20 protein-coding genes are annotated in these 20,558 nt (G+C 67.1%); 9 read left to right on the top strand and 11 right to left on the bottom strand.

What is annotated here, in order from left to right:
• Positions 1–38: 38 nt before the first annotated feature.
• The gene (locus tag ACZ1H8_RS12975) at positions 39–2,789 is read left to right on the top strand and encodes a [protein-PII] uridylyltransferase (RefSeq protein ID WP_465177600.1); all 2,751 of its coding nucleotides are present in this window, start codon (positions 39–41) and stop codon (positions 2,787–2,789) included.
• Positions 2,790–2,811: 22 nt separating this feature from the next.
• On the top strand, positions 2,812–3,195 hold the full coding sequence (locus tag ACZ1H8_RS12970) for a VOC family protein (RefSeq protein WP_465177599.1): 384 nt from the start codon (positions 2,812–2,814) through the stop codon (positions 3,193–3,195).
• A gap of 136 nt (positions 3,196–3,331) precedes the next feature.
• On the opposite strand, the gene ACZ1H8_RS12965 is transcribed toward ACZ1H8_RS12970, so the two are convergent.
• The 5 genes from ACZ1H8_RS12965 to ACZ1H8_RS12945 form a co-directional block, all read right to left on the bottom strand.
• Positions 3,332–4,228, bottom strand: a complete 897-nt coding sequence (locus ACZ1H8_RS12965; protein WP_465177598.1) for a glycoside hydrolase family 16 protein — start codon at positions 4,226–4,228, stop codon at positions 3,332–3,334.
• Positions 4,225–4,758: a translation initiation factor IF-3 gene (infC, locus tag ACZ1H8_RS12960; RefSeq protein ID WP_346248166.1), complete on the bottom strand. Its 534-nt coding sequence runs from the start codon at positions 4,756–4,758 to the stop codon at positions 4,225–4,227. Before infC ends, ACZ1H8_RS12965 begins: the two co-directional genes overlap by 4 nt.
• Before the next feature lie 207 nt (positions 4,759–4,965).
• The gene (locus ACZ1H8_RS12955; protein WP_465177597.1) at positions 4,966–5,433 is read right to left on the bottom strand and encodes an acetyltransferase; all 468 of its coding nucleotides are present in this window, start codon (positions 5,431–5,433) and stop codon (positions 4,966–4,968) included.
• Positions 5,430–7,433 (bottom strand): threonine--tRNA ligase, encoded by a 2,004-nt coding sequence (thrS, locus tag ACZ1H8_RS12950; protein WP_465181395.1) that lies wholly within the window; start codon positions 7,431–7,433, stop codon positions 5,430–5,432. Before thrS ends, ACZ1H8_RS12955 begins: the two co-directional genes overlap by 4 nt.
• Before the next feature lie 131 nt (positions 7,434–7,564).
• Entirely contained in the window at positions 7,565–9,655 is a 2,091-nt protein-coding gene (locus tag ACZ1H8_RS12945; protein WP_465177596.1) for a TonB-dependent siderophore receptor, read from the bottom strand.
• Between the two features lie 67 nt (positions 9,656–9,722).
• On the opposite strand from ACZ1H8_RS12945, the gene ACZ1H8_RS12940 reads away from it, so the two are divergent.
• Both ACZ1H8_RS12940 and ACZ1H8_RS12935 read left to right on the top strand, forming a co-directional pair.
• On the top strand, positions 9,723–10,904 hold the full coding sequence (locus ACZ1H8_RS12940; RefSeq protein ID WP_465177595.1) for an acetyltransferase domain-containing protein: 1,182 nt from the start codon (positions 9,723–9,725) through the stop codon (positions 10,902–10,904).
• A 204-nt stretch (positions 10,905–11,108) separates the two neighbouring features.
• Complete coding sequence (locus ACZ1H8_RS12935) at positions 11,109–11,582, top strand: OsmC family protein (protein ID WP_465177594.1); 474 nt, start codon at positions 11,109–11,111, stop codon at positions 11,580–11,582.
• Positions 11,583–11,589: 7 nt separating this feature from the next.
• Here ACZ1H8_RS12935 and ACZ1H8_RS12930 read toward each other — a convergent pair whose 3' ends face one another.
• The 5 genes from ACZ1H8_RS12930 to ACZ1H8_RS12910 form a co-directional block, all read right to left on the bottom strand.
• The gene (locus ACZ1H8_RS12930) at positions 11,590–13,164 is read right to left on the bottom strand and encodes a hypothetical protein (RefSeq protein ID WP_465177593.1); all 1,575 of its coding nucleotides are present in this window, start codon (positions 13,162–13,164) and stop codon (positions 11,590–11,592) included.
• A complete protein-coding gene (locus ACZ1H8_RS12925) occupies positions 13,154–13,870 on the bottom strand; it encodes a hypothetical protein (RefSeq protein WP_465177592.1) in 717 nt (238 codons plus the stop codon). Before ACZ1H8_RS12925 ends, ACZ1H8_RS12930 begins: the two co-directional genes overlap by 11 nt.
• 89 nt (positions 13,871–13,959) lie before the next feature.
• On the bottom strand, positions 13,960–14,715 hold the full coding sequence (locus tag ACZ1H8_RS12920) for a hypothetical protein (protein ID WP_465177591.1): 756 nt from the start codon (positions 14,713–14,715) through the stop codon (positions 13,960–13,962).
• Positions 14,712–14,927 (bottom strand): helix-turn-helix domain-containing protein, encoded by a 216-nt coding sequence (locus ACZ1H8_RS12915; protein ID WP_465177590.1) that lies wholly within the window; start codon positions 14,925–14,927, stop codon positions 14,712–14,714. Before ACZ1H8_RS12915 ends, ACZ1H8_RS12920 begins: the two co-directional genes overlap by 4 nt.
• Positions 14,927–15,448, bottom strand: coding sequence for a DUF2975 domain-containing protein (locus ACZ1H8_RS12910; RefSeq protein ID WP_465177589.1), 522 nt, complete (start codon positions 15,446–15,448; stop codon positions 14,927–14,929). Before ACZ1H8_RS12910 ends, ACZ1H8_RS12915 begins: the two co-directional genes overlap by 1 nt.
• A 157-nt stretch (positions 15,449–15,605) precedes the next feature.
• On the opposite strand from ACZ1H8_RS12910, the gene ACZ1H8_RS12905 reads away from it, so the two are divergent.
• From ACZ1H8_RS12905 to ACZ1H8_RS12895, 3 genes are read left to right on the top strand one after another with little or no spacing between them, the layout of a single operon-like run.
• Positions 15,606–16,100 carry a (2Fe-2S)-binding protein gene (locus tag ACZ1H8_RS12905; protein ID WP_465177588.1) on the top strand — a complete coding sequence of 165 codons (495 nt, stop codon included), beginning with the start codon at positions 15,606–15,608 and terminating at the stop codon, positions 16,098–16,100.
• On the top strand, positions 16,097–17,113 hold the full coding sequence (locus tag ACZ1H8_RS12900) for an FAD binding domain-containing protein (protein ID WP_465177587.1): 1,017 nt from the start codon (positions 16,097–16,099) through the stop codon (positions 17,111–17,113). Before ACZ1H8_RS12905 ends, ACZ1H8_RS12900 begins: the two co-directional genes overlap by 4 nt.
• Before the next feature lie 11 nt (positions 17,114–17,124).
• Complete coding sequence (locus ACZ1H8_RS12895) at positions 17,125–19,374, top strand: xanthine dehydrogenase family protein molybdopterin-binding subunit (protein ID WP_465177586.1); 2,250 nt, start codon at positions 17,125–17,127, stop codon at positions 19,372–19,374.
• Between the two features lie 20 nt (positions 19,375–19,394).
• On the opposite strand, the gene ACZ1H8_RS12890 is transcribed toward ACZ1H8_RS12895, so the two are convergent.
• The gene (locus tag ACZ1H8_RS12890; RefSeq protein WP_465177585.1) at positions 19,395–19,691 is read right to left on the bottom strand and encodes a plasmid stabilization protein; all 297 of its coding nucleotides are present in this window, start codon (positions 19,689–19,691) and stop codon (positions 19,395–19,397) included.
• 131 nt (positions 19,692–19,822) lie between these two features.
• On the opposite strand from ACZ1H8_RS12890, the gene ACZ1H8_RS12885 reads away from it, so the two are divergent.
• Both ACZ1H8_RS12885 and ACZ1H8_RS12880 read left to right on the top strand, forming a co-directional pair.
• Positions 19,823–20,335: a hemerythrin domain-containing protein gene (locus ACZ1H8_RS12885; RefSeq protein ID WP_465177584.1), complete on the top strand. Its 513-nt coding sequence runs from the start codon at positions 19,823–19,825 to the stop codon at positions 20,333–20,335.
• Between the two features lie 4 nt (positions 20,336–20,339).
• Positions 20,340–20,558, top strand: a complete 219-nt coding sequence (locus tag ACZ1H8_RS12880; protein WP_465177583.1) for a hypothetical protein — start codon at positions 20,340–20,342, stop codon at positions 20,556–20,558.

The raw sequence follows: 20,558 nt of genomic DNA, 5'->3' as shown, positions 1-20,558 counted from the left end.
GCTGGCGCGCGGATGTCAGGTCGCTTATCTCCCTCTCCATGTCTTCGCGCTTCGATACCGTGCCGAACCGGCGTGCCATCATCGACCGGCGTCAGCTTGCCGACGAGCTCGCCTCGGTCGAGGGCAAGGACGAAGCCGCGCTGCGCCAGGCGGGGACCGCGGTGCTCAAGCGCGCGCTGCTGGCCGGGCGCGCCGAGATCGAGCGGCGGCTGCTCGACCATCCCTCGCGCGGGCTGGAATGCGCGGCATCGGGCGCCTTCCTGATCGACCAGCTGCTGCGGCTGTTATGGGATTTCGCGGTCGAGCGGCTGCACCCCAACCCCAACCCGACCGCGGCGGAGCGGATGACGCTGATCGCGGTGGGCGGCTATGGCCGGGGCGAGATGGCCCCGCATTCCGACCTGGATATCGGCTTCCTCACACCGTGGAAGGTCACCGGCTGGTCCGAGCAGGTGATCGAATCGATGCTCTATTCGCTATGGGACATGCAGCTGAAGGTCGGCCATTCGTCGCGCTCGCTCGACGAGATGGTGCGCCAGGCCAAGGCGGACGTCACCGTATGCACCGCGCTGCTGGAGGCGCGCTATGTCTGGGGTGATCTCGACCTCTACGACCAGGCCGCCGCCCGGTTCAAGGCGGAGGTCCAGGCCGATACCGCGCGAACCTTCATCGCCCAGAAGCTGGCCGAGCGCGACCTGAGGCACAAGAAGATGGGCGACAGCCGCTATGTCGTCGAGCCGAACGTCAAGGAGGGCAAGGGCGGGCTGCGCGATCTGCACGCGCTCTTCTGGATCGGCAAATATGCCTATAATGTCCGCGAACCCGCCGAGCTGGTCGAGGTCGGGCTGCTGACCCGCGAGGAATTCCGCCAGTTCCACCGCGCCGAGAATTTCCTTTGGGCGGTGCGGTGCCACCTCCACACACTGGCCAGGCGGCCCGAGGACCGGCTGACCTTCGACCTGCAGCGCGAGATCGCGGAACGGATGCGCTTCGCCGACCGGCCGGGCAAGTCCAAGGTCGAGCGGTTCATGCACCTGTATTTCCTCCAGGCGAAGACCGTCGGCGACCTGTCGGGGGTGTTCCTGGCGCATCTGGACGAGAAGTTTGCCGCGCGCGGCCGGCGCTTCGGCCTCACCTCGCTGTTCCGCTCGCCGCGCAAGCTCAAGGGCTTCTCCCTCGACCGCGGCCGGATCTCGATCCCGCGCGACAGTTTCTTCACCGAGGATCCGGTCCGGCTGATCGAGCTGTTCCAGCTCGCCGACCTGCACGGGCTGGAAATCCATCCGGTGGCGATGCGCACCGCCGCGCGCGATGCCAAGCTGGCCGACGATGTCCGGCGCGATCCGCGCGCCAATGCGCTGTTCCTGGATGTGCTGACCTCGCCGCGCGATCCCGAAACGGTGCTGCGCTGGATGAACGAGGCGGGCGTGTTCGGCCGGTTCGTTCCCGATTTCGGCCGTGTTGTCGCGCAGATGCAGTTCGACATGTATCATCATTATACGGTCGATGAGCATTCGATCCGCGCGATCGGCCTGTTGGCCCGGATCGAGAAGGGCGAGTTGAAGGAGGACCATCCGCTCGCCACCGGCATCATCGAGCAGGTCGTGTCGCGCCGCGTGCTGTACGTCGCAGTGCTGCTGCACGACATCGCCAAGGGGCGGGGCGGCGACCATTCCGTGCTGGGCGCCGATGTCGCACGGCGGCTGTGCCCGCGTCTGGGGCTGAGCGCGGCCGAGACCGAGACGGTCGCCTGGCTGGTGCGCCACCACCTGCTGATGTCGGCGACCGCGTTCAAGCGCGACCTCAGCGACTTCAAGACGATCCTCGACTTTGCCGAGACGGTGCAGAGCCCCGAGCGGCTGCGGCTGCTGCTGATCCTGACGATCGTCGACATCCGCGCGGTCGGCCCGGGCGTGTGGAACAGCTGGAAGCGTCAGTTGCTCGGCAACCTGTTCGAAGCGGCAGAGGAAGTGCTCCGCCTCGGCCACAAGCAGAAGGGTCGCAGCGAGCGGGTGGCGGTGAAGCAGGCCGATCTGGCCGAGCTGCTGAACTGGGCGCCCGAGCGGCTGGAGGCGCTGAAGAAGCGGCTGACCGAACCCTATTGGATCGCCGAGCCGCTCGACGTGCTGGAGCGCAACGCCCGGCTGATCGATGCCGCCGGCGACTCGCAGCTGTCGATCGAGGCACAGGTCTATCCCGAGCGCGGCGCGACTCTGGTTACGGTCTATGCCTCGGACCATCCGGGCCTGTTCTATCGCATCGCCGGCGCGATCCATGTCGCGGGCGGCAACATCATCGACGCACGCATTCACACGACGCGCGACGGCATGGCGCTCGACAATTTCCTGGTCCAGGATCCGCTCGGCCGTCCGTTCGACGACGAAGGCCAGGTGCAGCGGATCAAGAATGCGATCGCCGATGCGCTGGCCAACCGGTCGAAGCTGTCCGACCGGCTCAAGTCACGCCCGCTGCCCCGGCTGCGCGCCGACGCGTTCACGATCGAGCCCAATGTGCTGATCGACAACAAGGCGTCGAACCGCTTCACCGTGGTCGAGGTCAATGCGCGCGACCGGCCGGCTTTGCTGTTCACGCTCGCCCATGCGCTGTTCCAGTCGAAGGTCACGATCCATTCGGCGCATGTCGCGACCTATGGCGAACGCGCAGTCGATACCTTCTACCTGACCGACCTGCTGGGTGATAAGATCGATTCGGCCACGCGGCTGAAGACCATCGAGCGACGTCTGCTGGAAGCGGCGGCGGGCGACGGGAACCTCGCCCAGGCGGCCTGACACCCATCGAAGGGAGACGGGAATGCCGGTACTTGGGATTGGCGGCTTCTTCTGGCGCGCAAAGGACCCCGAGGGGCTGAAGAGCTGGTATCGCGACGTGCTGGGCGTCGGCGCTGGCTTCGGCACCGATGCCGAGGGGAACTGCAGCGACTGGTTCTGGCACCCCGAACCCGGCCCGGTGGTGTTCGAGCCGTTCAAGGAGAGCACCGACTATTTCGCGGCGGACAGGCAGTTCATGCTGAACCTGCGCGTCCGCGACCTCGACAGCCTGCTCGAGCAACTCAACGCATCGGGCGTCGAGGTGATCACCAAGGCCGAATGGGATTCGCCCGAAACCGGTCGCTTTGCGCGCATTCACGACCCGGAAGGCACGCCGATCGAACTATGGGAGCCCCCCGCCGAGTGAGCGACCTGCTGGGCGAGGGACTGGCCCTTGCGATCGCGGTGCTGGGCGGCGCCTGGCTGCTCGCGCGCTCGCGGCGTGGCGACGGGGGCGAGGACCGTTAAGGTCGCCCCAACCCGGTCATCGCCCGGACGACGCCCTACTTCTTCTGCCACACCCGGACATAGTCGACTTCCATCTTTGCCGGGAATGCCGCGTCGTCGATGCCCATCTGGCCGCCCCAGCCGCCGACGGCGACGTTGAGGATCAGATATTCGGGCGTCGCAAACGGCCAGGTGGCGGGGTCGCCCTTCTGGTCGTTGTCGAAGCGCATGTGCGCGCGGCCGTCGATGCCGATCAGGATGCGGTCGGCATTCCAGTCGAGCTGGTAGGTGTGGAAGGCGGTGCAGGCGTCGGGGACCATGCGGCTCGACCCCTTCTGGGTGTTCGCGACATGGTTGTACGCCTTGGTATGGACGGTGCCATGGACGCGGCCGGGGTCCCAGCCGACATGTTCCATGATGTCGATCTCGCCCATTGCCGGCCAGCCGGGCGTGTCGTCCGAGGCCAGCATCCAGATCGCCGGCCAGATGCCGCGACCGCAGGGCAGCTTCGCGCGCACCTCGATATAGCCATAGGTGAAGTCGGCCAGGCCGCGGGTGATGATCTTGCCCGAGGCATAGTCCTGCCCGCCGAAATCGGGCTTGTCGGACAGGCGCTCCTTGCGCGCCTCGATGATCAGACGGCCGTTCTCGACCCGGACATTCTCCAGGCGCCTGGCGGCATAATATTGCTTTTCTTCATTGTGCCAGCCCAGCTTGTTCCGGCTGGTGTCCCAGGTCCATTTGGCGGGATCGGGCAGGCCGGGCCGGTCGAATTCGTCCGACCAGACCTGGCGATAGCCCGCGGGCACCGCCATCGGCTCGTCGGCCGGGGCAGTGATCGCGGGACGATGCACGGTCTGGGCAGCCGCCGGAGCCGCCGCCAGTCCGGCACAGAAGGCGGCGAGGGACACCCCCGCGACAAGCGGGCGCAGCCCTCGCACGCGATTCGTCATTTGGGCGAGATCACCATCAGCATCTGGCGACCTTCCATGCGCGGATAGGACTCGACCTTGGCGATTTCCGCCGTGTCTTCCTGGACGCGCTTGAGGAGGATCATGCCGAGCTGGCCATGCGAAAGCTCGCGTCCGCGGAACCGGAGCGTCACCTTCACCTTGTCACCCTCGCCGATGAACTTGTGGATCGACTTCATCTTCGTATCATAATCATGATCGTCGATGTTCGGACGCATCTTGATCTCCTTGATCTCCTGCGTCTTCTGCGTCTTGCGGGCGAGGTTGGCCTTTTTCTGGGCCTCGTACTTGAACTTGCCGACGTCGAGGAACTTCGCGACGGGCGGGTCCGCGTTGGGCGACACCTCGACCAGGTCCAGCCCATGTTCGGCTGCCTGCTCGATCGCCTCGCGAGTGTACATCACGCCGAGATTCTCGCCCTCATGATCGATCACCCGCACCTTCGGCGACTGGATGAATTCATTGAAGCGAGGGCCGTTCATCGGCGGAGGCGCCAACGGGCGCCGGGTCATGGGAGGACGTATAAGACTTGCTCCTGTCGTCGTTGACATGCGGTTGCGGGCAAATAACGCACAAATGCGCGATCCGGTAGCCCGGGCCGCGCCATTTCGCTGAAAATACCGCGGACTGTGGCGCGCGGGCGACTCCCTATATCGGGTGCCGGGCGCAGAACCGCAACTGTCCTTCGCTCAGGGGAGCGATTCAATCGGCCAGGCTCATCACTCTGACGCTGCGCCGCCGTGCCGGAAATGTACCAGCGGATACGGCCGCCCCGCATCGTCGGTCGGCGACCGGCCGGTGCGGACAAAGCCGCGCCGCTCATAGAAGGCGACCGTATCGGGCACCTGCTCGTTCGCATCGACCGTCGCTGCGGGCGCGATCGCGAGTGCATGCGCCAGCAGGGCACTGCCATAGCCACGACCATGCAGGGCCGGATCGACGAAAAGCGAATCGATCTGCGCCCCGCCCGCCGTCGGAGTCATGCCGAGAAAGCCGACCGGGTGGCCGGTTACGTCCTCCGCCACCCAGAATTCTGCCGCCGCGACATAAGTCGCCACCTGATCGTCCAGTTTGGCGCGATCCTCCGGGCGGAGGAAGCCATGGGTCGCATCGACGGCGCCCCGCCAGATCTCGAGCAGCCGCGGGGCATCCGCCCGAACCGACGGGCGGATGCGAACGGCCCTCATCGCCGAAGGTCGGGCGGAGTCGCGTCGGCGGTCAGCATCGCCACCGCCTCGTCCAGCGTCATCACCCGCTGGCGATCGCTGCCCAGCTGGCGCAGCGCCACGGTGCCCTCCTCGGCCTCGCGCTTGCCGACGACCAGCAGGTTCGGGACCTTGGCCACCGAATGCTCGCGCACCTTGTAGTTGATTTTCTCATTGCGCAGGTCGGTCTCGACCCGGATGCCCGCCGCGGCCAGCGTCGCCGCGACCTGCTTCGCATAATCGTCGGCGTCGGACACGATCGTCGCGACTACCGCCTGGACCGGGGCCAGCCACATCGGGAAGCGGCCGGCATGATGCTCGATCAGGATGCCGATGAAGCGTTCGAACGTGCCCAGGATCGCGCGGTGGAGCATGATCGGCCGGTGGCGCTCGCCATCCTCGCCGATATAGCTCGCGTCGAGTCGCTCGGGCAGCACCGTGTCCGCCTGGATAGTGCCGACCTGCCAGGTGCGGCCGATCGCGTCGGTCAGATGGAATTCCAGCTTGGGCGCATAGAAGGCGCCTTCGCCCGGCAGTTCCTCCCAGCCGAATTCCTCGGTCGCACGGCCCGCGGCGGCGACGGCGTCGCGTAGCGTCTGCTCGGCCTTGTCCCACATCGCATCGTCGCCGAAGCGCTTGTCGGGGCGCAGCGCCAGCTTGATCGCGTATTTCTCGAACCCCAGGTCCTTGTAGACGCTGTCGAGCAGGTCGCAAAAGTAGCGGATCTCGTCGACGATCTGGTCATCGCGCACGAAGATATGCGCATCGTCCTGGGTGAATTGGCGCACGCGCATGATGCCGTGCAGCGCGCCGTGCGGCTCGTTGCGGTGGCAGCAACCGAATTCGGCCATGCGGATCGGCAGGTCGCGGTACGACTTGATGCCCTGGCGGAACACCATGATGTGCGCCGGGCAGTTCATCGGCTTCAGCGCCATCAGGTCGGCATCGCCCGACAGCACCGGCGCCTCGTCATCCGTGCCGGGAATCTCGTCGGGCACGACGAACATGTTCTCGCGATACTTGCCCCAATGGCCCGACTGTTCCCACTGACGGGCGTCCATGAGCTGCGGCGTCTTCACCTCGGCATAGCCCGCGGCGTCGAGCCGGCGGCGCATATAGGCCTCGAGCTGGCGCCACAGCAGAAAGCCCTTGGGGTGCCAGAACACGCTGCCCTGCGCCTCGGGCTGGAGGTGGAACAGGTCCATCTCCTGGCCGATGCGGCGATGGTCGCGCTTGGCGGCTTCCTCCAGCCGGACGAGATGCTCGTCGAGCTGCTTCTTGTTCAGCCAGCCCGTGCCATAGATGCGCGACAGCTGCGGGTTGTTCTGGTCGCCGCGCCAATAGGCACCCGACACGCGCGTCAGCTTGAACGCGTTGGGATCGACCTTGCCGGTCGAGGCGAGATGCGGCCCGCGGCACATGTCGAGCCACGCGTCCTCGCCCTTACCAGCGCGGTACACGGTCAGTTCTTCGTTCTCGGGCAGCTCGGCGGCCCATTCGGCCTTGAACGTCTCGCCCTGGGCGGTCCAGCGCGCGATCAAATCCTCGCGGCTCCACACTTCGCGGATTAGCGGCTCGTTCGCGGCGATGATGCGGCGCATCTCGGCCTCGATCGCCGGCAGGTCCTCGTCGGTGAAAGGTCCGCGATCCGCGGGCGGGGCGAAATCGTAATAGAAGCCGTCGTCGGTCGAGGGGCCGAAGGTGATCTGCGTGCCGGGGAACAGCTTCTGCACCGCCTCGGCCAGGATATGCGCATAGTCGTGGCGCGCCAGCTCGAGCGCGTCCTTCTCGTCCTTGGCCGTGACGAGCGCCAGACTGGCATCGCCCTCCAGCGGACGGGAAATGTCGCGCAGCTCGCCGTCGACGCGTGCCGCCAGCGCCGCCTTGGCCAGCCCCGGACCGATCGCCGCGGCGATGTCCGCCGGGGTAGTCCCCGGGGCTACCTCGCGGACGGAACCGTCGGGCAGCTTAATTCGGAACATCTCGGTCACGGGATCGGACTTTCTCTCTTGGGAATTCAGGAGCGCGGCTTATGCCCGCGAGAAGCCGATATAGGCAAGCGAAGAGGCGGGCGACAGGGCGCCGCCCGAATCAGTCCTTCGCCACGGTCCCCTTACAGCGAGAGTCGCAGCGACGCGCGGACCGTCCGCGGCGCTCCGGGGAAGATCCACACCGGGCTGTACGAACTCTGCGCGTAGCGTTCGTCGAACAGATTGTCGGCCTCCAACCGGACCGCGACGCGGCGCGAGAAGGTCCAGTCGACCGCCGCCTTCGCCTTCACATAGGCCGGCAGCACCAGCCCGCTGGTATCGATCGCCCCGGCACGGTCGCCGACATAGGCCAGCCCTGCGCTGACCGACGGGCCCCTCCCCTCGCCGTCCAGGAAGCGACCGATGGCGAAGATCGTGCCGGCATGTTCCGGCACGTTGAGCACCCGGTCGGTGGCGAAGGCGCTGTCGTCCGCGCGGGCGCGGGTCCAGGCATAGTTGGCGACCAGCTGCCAGTTGCGGCCCAGCTTCACCGCGGCGTCGAACTCGATCCCGCGGCTGGTCAGGCTGCCGACCGGCGCCAGGAAATTGGGGTCGACCGGATCGTTGGTCAGGATGTCGCGCTTGGCGATGTCGAACCAGGTGACGGCGATGTCGATGCCCGGCCAGGAGGCGGTCGCGCCCAGCTCATAGCCCTTGCCGCGTTCGGGGGCGAAGCCGCTTCCGTCGCGGCCGATACCCGAGTTCAGCAGGAAGCTTTCGCCCCAATTGGCGTGGAGCGCGAAGACGTCGCTGAGCGCATAGCGCGCGCCAATGCGAAAATTGACCGGCTCGTCGATCGTGCGCCCGACCGCGCCGGTGCGATTGTTGCGGATCCGCTGGCGATAGGCGTCGAACCGCACCCCGCCGCTGATCGTCAGCCGGTCGGTCACGTCCCACATATCCTGAACATACAGGGTCGCCGCCCAGCGCTTCTCGCGATTGTCGGTGAAGGGCAGCAGTGGCAGCGCGGTGCCGCCATAGACGGGGTCGAACACGTCGATCGCATGCGGTGCCGCGGCGCTGGGATTCCGGCGCATCAGCAGCTCGGTATAGTCGAGCACATAGCCCTTCACGCCGATGCTGGGGCGATGCGATCCGATCCGGCCGGTCAACTCGATGCGCGCGGACAGGTCATCGACGGTGTAGCCGCGCTCGCGCCGCTGGCGCCACAGGGTGCGGTTGTCGACCAGCCGCGACTGGTCGGACGAAAAGCCGCGCAGCGAGCCCGTCCGCCAGGCGATGCCGCCATTCAGCGACCAGTCGCCGCCCAGCCTGGTCTCGCCGGTCAGCTGGTGCCGCTGGTTGCGGAAGCGGGTGACCCCGTCGCCGGGCTCGCCATAGAAGCGGCTGGCGGGCAGCGCATTGGCGTCGCCGCCGATCGCGGGAATGCCGCGATCGAACGGCGCGTCGAACTCGGTCAGCTCGCCGACATAGGTGATGCGCGTGCCCGCGCCCGATTGCCAGCTGATCGAGGGGGCGAGCACGCGGCGCTTCAACGACACCGTGTCCCGCCAGCCGTCGCTGTCCTCGCCCGCCGCGACCAGCCGGACTGCAAAGCCACCGCCGATCGGCCCGGTCACGTCCAGCTCGGCCCGGCGCGTGTTGAACGATCCATAGGTGAGGATCGCGCTGGCGGCGGTCGTGTAGCGCGGCGTCTTGCTGACGATGTTCACCCGGCCGCCAGGATCGATATCGCCGAACAGCGCCCCGGCCGGCCCCTTGAGCAGTTCGATCCGCTCGGCAGTTGCGGGGTCGCGCGGCGGCGCAAGTCCGCGATTGGCGAGGAAGCCATCGACATAATATTCGGCACCCCCATCGGGCGTGCCGAGAAAGCCGCGAATCGCGAAATTGTCGAGAAAGCCGCCGCGGTTATTCTGGTTGCTCACCCCGCTCACCAGTTCCAGCGCATCGGCCAGACGATAGGCGCCCGCGGCGTCGAGCAGGTCGCGCTCGATCGAGCGACTGGACGGCGACATGCGCTCGGTCACGATGTCGGCCGAGAGCGTACGGTCGGCCCGGTCGCTGCGCGTGCCGAGCACGACGATCTCCTGCCCTTCGGCTTCCGCCTCGGTCGCAGTCTCTCCGGCGGGTGCGGGCCGCACCTCTTCCTCGGCCCGGGTGTCGACCGGGAACAGGCATGCGGCAACGAGCGCGGCAACGGCTGGACTGGTCACGCGGACCGGAAAGCGACGAACCAAAACTTGACCCTCAGTGTTATGTTGTACCATACCCATTGGCGTCATGCCCGATATCTTGTCAACCGCCCCCGCCCCCGCGGCAGCTGCCGTTCGCGCTGCGCGGATCGCCTCGATCGATGCCCTGCGCGGTCTGGTGATCCTGCTGATGCTGGTCGATCATTCGCGCGAATTCTTCTTCTATCACGCCCAGGTGAGCGACCCGATGGACGTGGCCAGCATCGCGCCGGACCTGTTCTTCACCCGGTTGAGCGCGCATCTGTGCGCGCCGATCTTCGTCGCGCTGACCGGCATCGCCGCCTATCTCTATGCCGAGGGCAAGGGCGGCGCCCCCGCGGCCTCGGCCTTCCTGTTCAAGCGCGGCCTGTTCCTGATCCTGCTCGAGCTGACCGCGGTCAGCTTCGCCTGGAGCTTCGATCTCACGCCGCCGATCCTGTTCCTTCAGGTCATCTGGGTGATCGGCCTGTCGATGATCGCACTCGCGGCCCTGGTCCATCTGCCGCGCGTCGCGCTGGCGGCGATCGGGCTGGCGATCATGTTCGGCCATAATCTGCTCGACCCGATCCAGTTCGCGCCAGGCGAGCGTGGCCATATCCTCTGGGCGATCCTCCACGACCGCGGCTTTATCGACCTGCCCGGTGGCATCCGCGCGCGGACCTCCTATCCGCTGCTCCCTTGGATCGGGGTGATCGCGCTCGGCTACGCGGCCGGGCCCTGGTTCGCCCGAGGCGTCGATGCGTTGTGGCGCCGGCGACTGTTGGCGACGATGGGACTCGCGATGCTGGCGCTGTTCGCCGTGGCGCGGGCGATCAACGGCTATGGCGAACCAATGCCCTGGAGCGTTCAGGATGGCACGCTGCGCACGGCGATGAGCTTCCTGAACGTCACCAAATACCCGCCGTCGATGGACTTCCTGCTGCTGACGCTGGGCGTCGGCGCGCTGCTGCTGGCGCTGTTCGAGACGCTGCCGGCGCGCGCGATCGGCTGGTTGGCCGTGTTCGGGTCGGTGCCGCTCTTCTTCTACCTGCTGCACCTCTATCTGCTGCACCTGCTGAACCTGGGCGCGCAGGCAGCCACCGGCGACTTCAGCGACACCTATTACGGCGTCGCGCAGCTGTGGCAGTTCCTGGCGATCGCCGCGCTGGTCGCAGTCCCCTGCTGGCTCGCCTGCCGCTGGTTCGCGGCGAAGAAGCGCGCGAGCGGCGCATGGTGGATGCGGTATCTGTAACGTCATGTCCCCTCTCCTCCCCCGCAGCTCCGCTGCGAGGGAGGAGAAAGACACCTAATCAACCCTGACTTGCTCCCCTCCCTTGCCAGGGAGGGGAGACCGTTCGCTCGATGCGCCGGCCTTTCGGGATGAGCCGATCCCGTGCAATTCGCCACCAAACCGGCGCTATAGCTCCCCAACCCGACTCGCCGACCGGAGCCCGCCATGCCGACCGTCACGCACGACTATACCGCCCGCATCGCCTGGACCGGCAACCGCGGCGAGGGCACACGCAGCTATCGCGGCTATGACCGGAGCTGGTCGATCGTCACGCCGGGCAAGGCGGAGATCGCCTGTTCGAACGACCCGCTGCTGGGCGGCGATCCCGCAAAGCCCAATCCCGAGGACCTGCTGCTCGCAATCCTCTCGTCCTGCCATATGCTCTGGTATCTTCATCTGGCGGCGAAGGCCGGCATCGTGGTGCGCGACTATCGCGACGATCCGCTTGGCGTCGGCGAAACCGGCCCGCGCGGCGAGGGCCGGTTCCTGAGCGCGGTGCTGCGTCCCGAGATCGAATTCGACCCCGGTACCGACCTGACCGCCGCCGATGCGCTCCACGGCGAGGTGCATCATTACTGCTTCATCGCCCGGTCGGTGAACTTCCCGGTCCGCGTCGAGGCACGCTATATCGAGGGCTAAGTCCGCATCATATCAGCCCGTCGCTCAGGCGAAGCCCCCGCCGCGTCTGGACGCGCGCGATCAGATCCTCGACGATCGGGACATTGTCGAACGCAAACGGGTGAAGCCGCACGCGCGCATTGCGCTGCGCGCGCGCCGACAGACGCAACTGGTCACCCTCGCGTGCCATCTCGACCTCGTCCCAGTCCAGCTCGACCGTTTCGCCGAAGCTCCAGGCGATGGGCAGCGCGATCGACTCGTCGCGCAGCACCACCTTTCCCAGCCGGATCGCCTCGCCGCGATGAAGGCGCGTGGCCAGCTTCTTCATCAGCAATGGTCCCCAGGCCCGTCGCATCGTGGCGACAATCTCTTCAAGCACGTCCTGCCCGGCGAGATTAACATTGGTCTTCTTGCCGCGCACGGTCCAGCTGACACCATGGGGCGCCACACTATCACTGTTGCCGGTGTAACGCCCCCAGCGGATCGCCTCGATATCGTGCACCGAGGTGAAGACATCGCGGTAGCGAACCCCTTCCGGCGAAATCCTCAACTCGCGGCTCAGGATCGAGCCGAGAGCAACCGAATAGTGCAGCATCGGATCACGCTTGCCCAGTTCGGCCATATCGCGATCGGTCTCACCCTGCTCATTCCGAAGGGTGCTCAGCGCTTGCGGCACGCCGGCCAGGGCGGCCATGCCCTGATCGGTCAGTGCAGCGGCGGCGGGGTGAAGCGCATTGCGCTGAAGCGCGTCGATCGCATGGGTCAGCGCCGCCGCGAGCCGGAGGCTGGCAGGATCGCCCGGCTCGCCCCGGAAGGCCGCCGCGCGCTGGACCGGCAGCGCGATCTCCGCCCAGTGGCCGAGCAGTTGCTCGAAGCTGTCGGTCAGCGGCGTCAGTGCGTCGGGCCGCAGTCTTGCGACGCGGGCGATCTCGTTGGACAGGCGGACCGCGGCTTCCGCCTCTTCGGCCAGCCAGTCGCCAACGCCGGCGGCGTGTCGATCGAACAGCGCCACCAGCATGGGATTGGAGGGCGCGGGGAACCGCTCCGCCAATGCGCGCATCGCGTTCAGCATGACTCGCGTGGGGCGGCCCGGCATCTCGGCGCAGGCGCGTTCGGTCAGCGTGGCGCGGCGTCGCGCCAGCGCCTCTTCCACGGCGCTCCGGCTGGATACCAGCATCACCCCGGCAAGCGCGCGATCGGCATTGATCTGCGCCAGCAGGTCATCGACGCTGTCGAACGCTGCGGCCGACGCGAGCAGTTCGGTCCACTCGGCCAGTCGCTCGGAATCGCTGTCGGGCAGTGCGGCGATCGCGTCGATCAGGATGTTGGCGCGGGCCAGGCCCTGCACGGGAACGGCAAACAGCGCGGTCGGATTGCCAAGGCCGGCGATCGCCTGAGCCCCTAGTTCCGGCGGCGCGCCCGGCAGCCATGCCAGTTCGGCATCGAGCCGCGAGGCGGAGGCGCCGAGCGTTGCCGAAGCCTCCCGGCGCGATGCGGCCTGGTCGCCCGATGCAGCATCGACCGCGGCGCGAGCCCGTTCGCTTCGGTCCCGGGGCGAGATGCCGAGCACCGCAAAGGGGTTGGATGCAAGGTCAGAAGACACGCGCTTGCCCTTGAAGCCGCAGGCTGGCGGGATCGGTCAGGCCCTTCTCTGCCTCTGCCCATTCGCGTTCGCTATGGGTCCGGCCGACACAGCGCCGGTTGAAGTCGTCGACGCGCCTGTTGAACCGGGGAGCGGCGCTATCATGGCGGTCGGGATCGTTTGCGCCCAGATCGGCCAGCGCGTCGCGCTCGGCGCCCAGCCGCGTCCGCTCTTCGAGACACTCGCGCAGCGCCTGCACCGCACGCGAGTCGAGCGGCAGCGTTTCGTCGGAATAGGCCTCCTCGGCGGGCGGCTCCGACAGGACGGCAGCGAGTGCATTGTCCATCATCGCGTTGTCGAGGATCGCATCATCGGCAATCACGTTGTCCGTGTCGCCGATCGCCGCATCGGCCAGCGGCTCGCCGCGTGGCACAGGCGCATAGGCACCCTCGTCGTTCCACCAGACGCTGCCCCGGCTTTCCCACCAGGCGATCGCACCGACCACCGCGGCAACGGGCAGAAGCCACAGCCAGAACTGCCCGATACCGCGGAAATAGCGCTGCGCGGGCTCGTCGCGCACCTCGCGCGATGCACCGAGCAGGGGATCGTCATGATCGGCGATATGAAGCCGCGCCTCGGCGATCGCGGCATCGACATCGGTCCGCCACCCATCGAGCCCCGCAAAGCCGCGCGGCTCGTCGCCCAAGTCGATGATTTCCCCCGGCATCCGTCCCCCTGCTGCCCGACAGCCTAGCCGGAACAGCGGGAGAGACAAGCGGTCCCGCAGCGCGTGCTTGCGGGACCGCCAAGGCAGGATCAGGCCAAAACGGGTCCTGCGCGGCGCAGCGCCCGCTCATCGATCGCCCGCGCGATACGGACGTAGAGCGCCGGTATCGCCGCCACCAGCAGGCCCACCATCAACGCGTCGACGATCATCAGTGTCCACACGGTCGCGGCGGGTTTCCCCAGCGCGAGATGATGGAAATATTGATGCGCGCCGTTGAGCGGCAGGCGACCGACGAAGAAGATCGGCAGCGCCCACAGATACATCCAGCCGGTCAGCCGAGCCGAGCGCAGCGGGCCGGACACGGGCCCGTCGGTGGCGGCGGAGACGATCCACAGCATCAGCAGCGGCTCGATCGCGACCTGGGACAGGCCAACCACGCTGCGGAAGCCCATGACCTGATCCTTTGGCAGGAAGCTCCCCGCGAAGAAGATCAGGACGAACAGCGCCAGCGAATAGGCGACATAAGGCAGATAGCGGGCCACCGTCGCCGCGGACGGGCGCATCGCCCGTCGGGCATCCCCCAGCACGAGATAGCGTATCGCGAAGAAGCCGCCGATATAGACCAGCGCCATCTTGGGCCAGGCGAACGCCATCCGGCCCGCGTCGAGCGCGACCGCCTCGCGGGTCGCGGCATCGACGAAGAAGCCGGTGCGGATCTCCACGACATGCTGGGCGAACTCGCACAGCACGACGACACCGAACAGCCAGGGCAGCGCGAGCATCACCCGCGCGCCGTCGACATGCGCCCCAATCAGGTCGCCGAAAAAGCGTTTCACCCACATCATTGGTCTTCCCCCTCATGAAAAGTCAGCAGGTCGCCGGGCTGGCATTGCAGAGCCTCGCACAGCGCCTCGAGCGTCGAGAAACGGATCGCCTTCGCCTTGCCGGTCTTCAGGATCGACAGGTTGGCGAGCGTGATGCCCACCGCATCGCTCAGTTCGGTCAGCGTTATGCGGCGCTGGTGGAGCAGCTCGTCGAGATGGACGCGGACCGCCATCAGATCGTGTCCGCCAGATCGTCGCGCATCGCCGTTCCCTGGCGGAACACCTCGGCCAGCACGAAGGCGACCAGCACCGCCAGCCAGCCGATCAGCGACGGCGTCCAGTCCGTATAGTCAATGCCGTGAGCTTCGAACCAGAAGCTGGCGGCGCCGGCGAGCAGGTCGAGGAGTTGAAGCGCGAGGAGCGACCAACCGACACTGCGCAAACGGCCGACATTGGCCGCGACAAAGGGGTCACCCGCCTGAACCGACTCGACCATTCTCACCAGCGCGTAGAACAGGCGCGCAACTGCCACGATCGCGAGCAGCCCGAGCAGCATCGTGCCGCGTATCGCGAGCAATGCCTCGCCCGAACCGAGCGCCGGACCATATTTGGCGACCAGCCGCGCCTCGAGCACACCAACGACCGGCAGCGTCGCGACCAGCCCCACAATGAACAGCGCGGCGCAGATATAGTTGATCGCCTGCATCACCATTAGCACGCGCGCCAACGCGGTGACCGACCACATCCGCTTCATCGTCCGACTCCATCGCCCATATATTGATTATCGATAATTCTGGTATCGATTGTCAATGCACAGGATATCGCGAATCGATGTGCGTCATATTGAGTTCCGGTTAGGTGGAACCTGCGACGCGCTGTCGCGCTATGGCCTGCCGCCTGCCGGAGTTGCCATGACGATCGAAGCCCCGCCCGCCCCCAGCACCCTGTCGGTATCGCTCACGATCAACGGCGAGGCGCGCAGCTTCGAGATCGCGCCCTGGGTCACCCTGCTCGACCTGCTTCGCGACCGGGCCGAGCTGACCGGCACCAAGAAGGGCTGCGACCATGGGCAATGCGGCGCCTGCACCGTCCTGGTCGGCGGCAAGCGGATGAACAGCTGCCTGCGGCTCGCGGTCATGCATGACGGCGACGAGGTCGTGACGATCGAGGGTCTGGCGCAAGGCGACGCGCTCCACCCTCTGCAACAGGCGTTCATCGATCATGACGCGTTCCAGTGCGGCTATTGCACGCCCGGCCAGATCTGTTCGGCGCAGGGCATGTTCAACGAGGGCCGCGCGAAGGATCGCACCGACATTCGCGAGCTGATGAGCGGCAATCTGTGCCGCTGTGGCGCCTATCCCAACATCGCCGATGCGATCGAGCAGGTAATGGGGACGCGCGCATGACTCCCTTCGCCTGGAGCCGCCCGACCACGCTGACCGAGGCAGTCACCGCGCTCGGCGCGCCCGGGGCCAAGGCAGTCGCCGGCGGCACCAATCTGGTCGACCTGATGAAGGAAGGCGTCGAGCGTCCCGATCGGCTGATCGACCTGTCGCGCCTGCCGCTGGGCGATATCGTCGAGCGCGAAGACGGCACGCTGCTGCTCGGCGCGCTGGTCACCAATGCCGACACCGCCTGGCATCCGCGGGTCGAGGCGCGTTATCCGCTGCTCAGCTCGGCGATCCTGGCCGGGGCCAGCCCGCAGTTGCGCAATGCCGCGACCAATGGCGGCAACCTCAACCAGCGCACCCGTTGCTATTATTTCTACGACATCGCCACGCCGTGCAACAAGCGCGAGCCGGGATCAGGCTGCGGCGCGATCCACGGCGTCAACCGGATCCACGCGATCCTCGGCGCCAGCGAGGCGTGCATCGCCACCCACCCGTCCGACATGTGCGTCGCGCTCGCCGCGCTGGAGGCGGTGGTCGAGGTCGCCGGCCCCGACGGCGCGCGCAGCATCGATTTTGCCGACTATCACCGCCTGCCGGGCGACGCACCCGAGCGCGACAATACGCTCCGTCCCGGCGAGGTCGTGACCGGCATCGTCCTGCCGGCCGAGGGCTACGCCGCCAACCATAGCTATCTCAAGCTGCGCGACCGGCTTTCCTATGCCTTCGCCCTCGTCTCGGTCGCCGTCGGGCTTAAGCTGGAGGGCGGCGCCATCGCCCAGGCCCGGATCGCGCTGGGCGGGGTCGCGCACAAGCCGTGGCGCGTGCCCGAGGCGGAGGCGCTGCTGAATGGCGCCGCCGCGGACGACGAACGCGCCTTCGCCGCGGCCGCCGAGCGGCTGCTAGACGGGGCGGTCGGCCAGGGCGAGAACGACTTCAAGATCCCGCTGGCGCGCCGCGCGATCGTCCGGGCGCTGCGTCAGGCGGCGGCCGGCACGCCGCAGTCGCAGACCGACAAGCGCGTCGCCTGAGGAGCATCGACATGGCCACCCCCTATATCCGCACCGGTATCGGCACCCCGCTCAGCCGGGTCGACGGCCCGCTCAAGGTCACCGGCAAGGCGCGTTACGCCGCCGAGCATCATCCCGAGGGAATGCTGCACGGTGTCGTCGTATCGTCGGCGATCGCGCGCGGCCGGATCGTGTCGATCGACGACAGCGCCGCGAGAGCCGTCCCCGGCGTGGTCGAGGTGCTGACGCATCTCAACCGGCTGAAGATCGCGGGCTCGGACAGCAATTTCCAGGACGATGTCGCTCCGCCGGGATCGCCGCTGCGCCCGTTGTGCGACGAGCAGATCCATCATTCGGGCCAGGCGGTTGCGCTGGTCGTCGCAGAGACGTTCGAGGCGGCGCGCCATGCTGCGCGGCTGGTCGACATCCGATACGAAGCGCATGCCCATAATACCCGGTTCGACGCGGCGCTGGCCGAGAAGTTCGTGCCCAAGCGCAAGCGCGACGGCTTCGATCCGCCCAAGAATCGCGGCGAGGCGCAGCGGGCATTCGATGCCGCGCCGATCCGTGTCTCGGGCGAATATCGCAAGCATACCGAGCACCACAATCCGATGGAGATGCACGCCACGACGGCCATCTGGGACGGCGAAGGCAAGCTGACCATCCATGACAAGACGCAGGGGCCGCAGAACGTCCAGTCCTATCTGGCCGGCGCCTTCGGGCTGAAGCCGGCGGACGTACGCGTGCTCAACCCCTATGTCGGCGGCGCGTTCGGGTCGGGGCTGCGGCCACAGTATAATGTCTACCTCGCGGCGATGGCGGCGCTGAAGCTGAAGCGGCCGGTGCGCGTGGTGCTGACCCGGCAACAGATGTTCACCCATGTCCATCGCCCCGAATGCATCAATGCGATCTCGCTGGGCGCCGAGCCCGACGGAAGGCTGTCGGCGATCGTCACCGACGCGACGTCGGCCACGTCGCGCTACGAGAATTACATGGAGACGATCGTGAACTGGGGCATGATGAACTATGCCTGCCCCAATGCCGAGGGCGCCTACAGCCTCGCCCCGGTCGATACCGCAACGCCGGGCGACATGCGCGCGCCGGGGGCGGCGACCGGCATGACCCAGTTCGAGATGGCGATCGACGAACTGGCTTATGCCGCAGGCGTCGATCCGCTCGAAATCCGGCTGCGCAATTATTCCGAAATCGATGCGATGAACGGCACGCCCTTCACCAGCAAGGCGCTGCGCGAGGCCTATGCGGCGGGCGCCGACGCGTTCGGCTGGGATCAGCGCAGCCCCGAGCCGCGATCGATGCGCGAGGGCAGCGAATTGATCGGCTGGGGCATGGCGACCGGCATGTGGGACGCGATGTTCCAGCAGACTGCGGCGCGCGCCACGCTGTCGCCCGACGGCCGGCTGGAGGTGGCGAGCGCCATGTCGGATATCGGCACCGGCAGCTATACGGTGATGACCCAGGTCGCCGCCGATGTGCTGGGCCTGCGGCCCGAGGCGATCGTCGCGCGGCTGGGCGATTCCGACCTGCCAGATGCGCCGGTCGAGGGCGGGTCCTGGGGTGCGGCATCGGTCGGCGCGGCGGTCCAGCTTGCCTGCGAAGGCGTCGCCGCGAGGCTGGCCAAGGCGGCGCGCAAGGTGGCCGGCGATCCGCTTCAGCGCGCCAAGGCCGAGGAGCTGATCTTCGAGGACGGCACGATGCGCCGCCGCGACGGTGAGGGATCGGTCGTCCGGTTCGAGGAGGCGATGCTGGCGGCGGGTCTGGATGACATCGAGGTCGAGGCCACCGCCAAGCCGGGCATCGGCGGCATGATCAGCATGATGCGCAAGTCGCGCAACACGCACAGCGCGGTGTTCTGCGAGGTCCGCATCGACGAGCAGCTTGGCGTGGTGCGGGTCACCCGCATCGTCAACGCGGTGGCCGCGGGCCGGATCATCAACCCCAAGACCGCGCGCAGCCAGATCCTGGGCGGCGTGGTGATGGGGATCGGCGCGGCGCTCCACGAGGAAAGCTTCGCCGATCACCGACTGGGCCGGTTCATGAACCACAATTTCGCTGAGTATCATATCCCGGTTCAGGCCGACATTCCCGAGATCGAGGTGATCTTCGTCGACGAACCCGATCCGGAAGTCACCCCGCTGGGCGTGAAGGGCCTGGGCGAAATCGGCATTGTCGGCACCGCAGCGGCAGTCGCGAACGCAATCTATCACGCAACCGGAAAGCGCGTCCGCGACCTGCCGGTAACGATCGACAAGCTGCTGGACTGAGGGCGACGTCGGGACGGGGATCAGCCCGTCCCGCGCTTGCGCCGCGTCTCCCAGCCCTTCTTCGCCGCGGCGGAGCGGTCCGCCGCGCTGCGACTACCCGACGACTTGCGACCGCCCTTGCTGGCGCTTTCGTGCGTGTCCTTCTTGCCGCGGCCCGATCCGGACTTGTTGCCGCCGCCCGATTCCTTGTTCACCGTGGCCCAGGCACGACGTTCGGCTTCCTTCTCGCTCACGCCGCTCTCTTCATAGCCTTGCTCGATATGCTCGGCCTTGCGTTTCTGCTTGTCGGTATAGGCGCTCTTGTCACCGCGTGGCATCGCATCCTCCATTGATCGATCGAGGCGCAACGGCATGGAAGCGCAGCGGTTGCGAGGATTCACATAGATCATGAAGCGGAACCGGCGGGTCGGCGGGGCTTTGTGACTCGACATTCATGGGAGCGCCACCGATGCCCGACCGCCGCTACACCGACGCGATCGCCCTGCTGAAGGCGGACCACCGCACGGTCGAGGAATTGTTCGAGAAGTTCGAGGCGACCAGCAGCAAGTCGAGCAAGCAGAAATTGGCGCAGCAGATCTGCACCGAGCTCAAGATCCACACGATGATCGAGGAAGAGATCTTCTATCCGGCCTTTCGCGGCAAGATCGAGGAAGATTCGCTGGACGAAGCCTATGTCGAGCATGACGGGGCGAAGGTCCTGATCAACGACATCGAGGCCGGATCGCCGGCGGATGACTTCTACGACGCGAAGGTCAAGGTGCTGTCCGAAGAGATCGAGCACCATGTCCATGAGGAAGAGATGCGCGGCGAGGGCATGTTCGCCCAGTGTCGCAAGACCGATGTCGACCTGGTCGCTCTGGGCGATGCGATGCTGGCGCGCAAGGAGGAGCTGATGGCCCAGGCGGAAAGCGCCGGGCTGCCCCCCGCCCAGACGCATGCCGTCGGCGTGCAGGCGGGCTGAGCGGATGGACGAGGACAGCACCGTCCAGCGCGCATTCGAACTCGTTCGCGACGGCAGGGCGCGCACCCTCGCCCAGCTCCGCAGCATCCTGGTCAGCGAACGGCATCTGGCAGTGGACGCGCAGCTTGCCGCACAGGGCGTCCGCCCGCGATTGCTGGCGCTGATGACGCAGCCGGGCGGGCCGGTCCGGCCGATGCGCGTCTGCCATGGCGGCGCTCGCTGA

This window comes from Sphingomonas sp. BL-S-25, assembly GCF_055521555.1.
This window is presented reverse-complemented; position numbering and strand designations above follow the sequence as displayed.

Excerpts from the sequence above, each read along its gene's own strand:
- ACZ1H8_RS12975 (WP_465177600.1), top strand. The coding sequence starts at position 39 with ATGTCTTCGCGCTTCGATACCGTGCCGAACCGGCGTGCCATCATCGAC.
- ACZ1H8_RS12970 (WP_465177599.1), top strand. The coding sequence starts at position 2,812 with ATGCCGGTACTTGGGATTGGCGGCTTCTTCTGGCGCGCAAAGGACCCC.
- ACZ1H8_RS12965 (WP_465177598.1), bottom strand. The coding sequence starts at position 4,228 with ATGACGAATCGCGTGCGAGGGCTGCGCCCGCTTGTCGCGGGGGTGTCC.
- infC (WP_346248166.1), bottom strand. The coding sequence starts at position 4,758 with ATGACCCGGCGCCCGTTGGCGCCTCCGCCGATGAACGGCCCTCGCTTC.
- ACZ1H8_RS12955 (WP_465177597.1), bottom strand. The coding sequence starts at position 5,433 with ATGAGGGCCGTTCGCATCCGCCCGTCGGTTCGGGCGGATGCCCCGCGG.
- thrS (WP_465181395.1), bottom strand. The coding sequence starts at position 7,433 with ATGTTCCGAATTAAGCTGCCCGACGGTTCCGTCCGCGAGGTAGCCCCG.
- ACZ1H8_RS12940 (WP_465177595.1), top strand. The coding sequence starts at position 9,723 with ATGCCCGATATCTTGTCAACCGCCCCCGCCCCCGCGGCAGCTGCCGTT.
- ACZ1H8_RS12935 (WP_465177594.1), top strand. The coding sequence starts at position 11,109 with ATGCCGACCGTCACGCACGACTATACCGCCCGCATCGCCTGGACCGGC.
- ACZ1H8_RS12925 (WP_465177592.1), bottom strand. The coding sequence starts at position 13,870 with ATGCCGGGGGAAATCATCGACTTGGGCGACGAGCCGCGCGGCTTTGCG.
- ACZ1H8_RS12920 (WP_465177591.1), bottom strand. The coding sequence starts at position 14,715 with ATGATGTGGGTGAAACGCTTTTTCGGCGACCTGATTGGGGCGCATGTC.
- ACZ1H8_RS12915 (WP_465177590.1), bottom strand. The coding sequence starts at position 14,927 with ATGGCGGTCCGCGTCCATCTCGACGAGCTGCTCCACCAGCGCCGCATA.
- ACZ1H8_RS12910 (WP_465177589.1), bottom strand. The coding sequence starts at position 15,448 with ATGAAGCGGATGTGGTCGGTCACCGCGTTGGCGCGCGTGCTAATGGTG.
- ACZ1H8_RS12905 (WP_465177588.1), top strand. The coding sequence starts at position 15,606 with ATGACGATCGAAGCCCCGCCCGCCCCCAGCACCCTGTCGGTATCGCTC.
- ACZ1H8_RS12900 (WP_465177587.1), top strand. The coding sequence starts at position 16,097 with ATGACTCCCTTCGCCTGGAGCCGCCCGACCACGCTGACCGAGGCAGTC.
- ACZ1H8_RS12895 (WP_465177586.1), top strand. The coding sequence starts at position 17,125 with ATGGCCACCCCCTATATCCGCACCGGTATCGGCACCCCGCTCAGCCGG.
- ACZ1H8_RS12890 (WP_465177585.1), bottom strand. The coding sequence starts at position 19,691 with ATGCCACGCGGTGACAAGAGCGCCTATACCGACAAGCAGAAACGCAAG.
- ACZ1H8_RS12885 (WP_465177584.1), top strand. The coding sequence starts at position 19,823 with ATGCCCGACCGCCGCTACACCGACGCGATCGCCCTGCTGAAGGCGGAC.
- ACZ1H8_RS12880 (WP_465177583.1), top strand. The coding sequence starts at position 20,340 with ATGGACGAGGACAGCACCGTCCAGCGCGCATTCGAACTCGTTCGCGAC.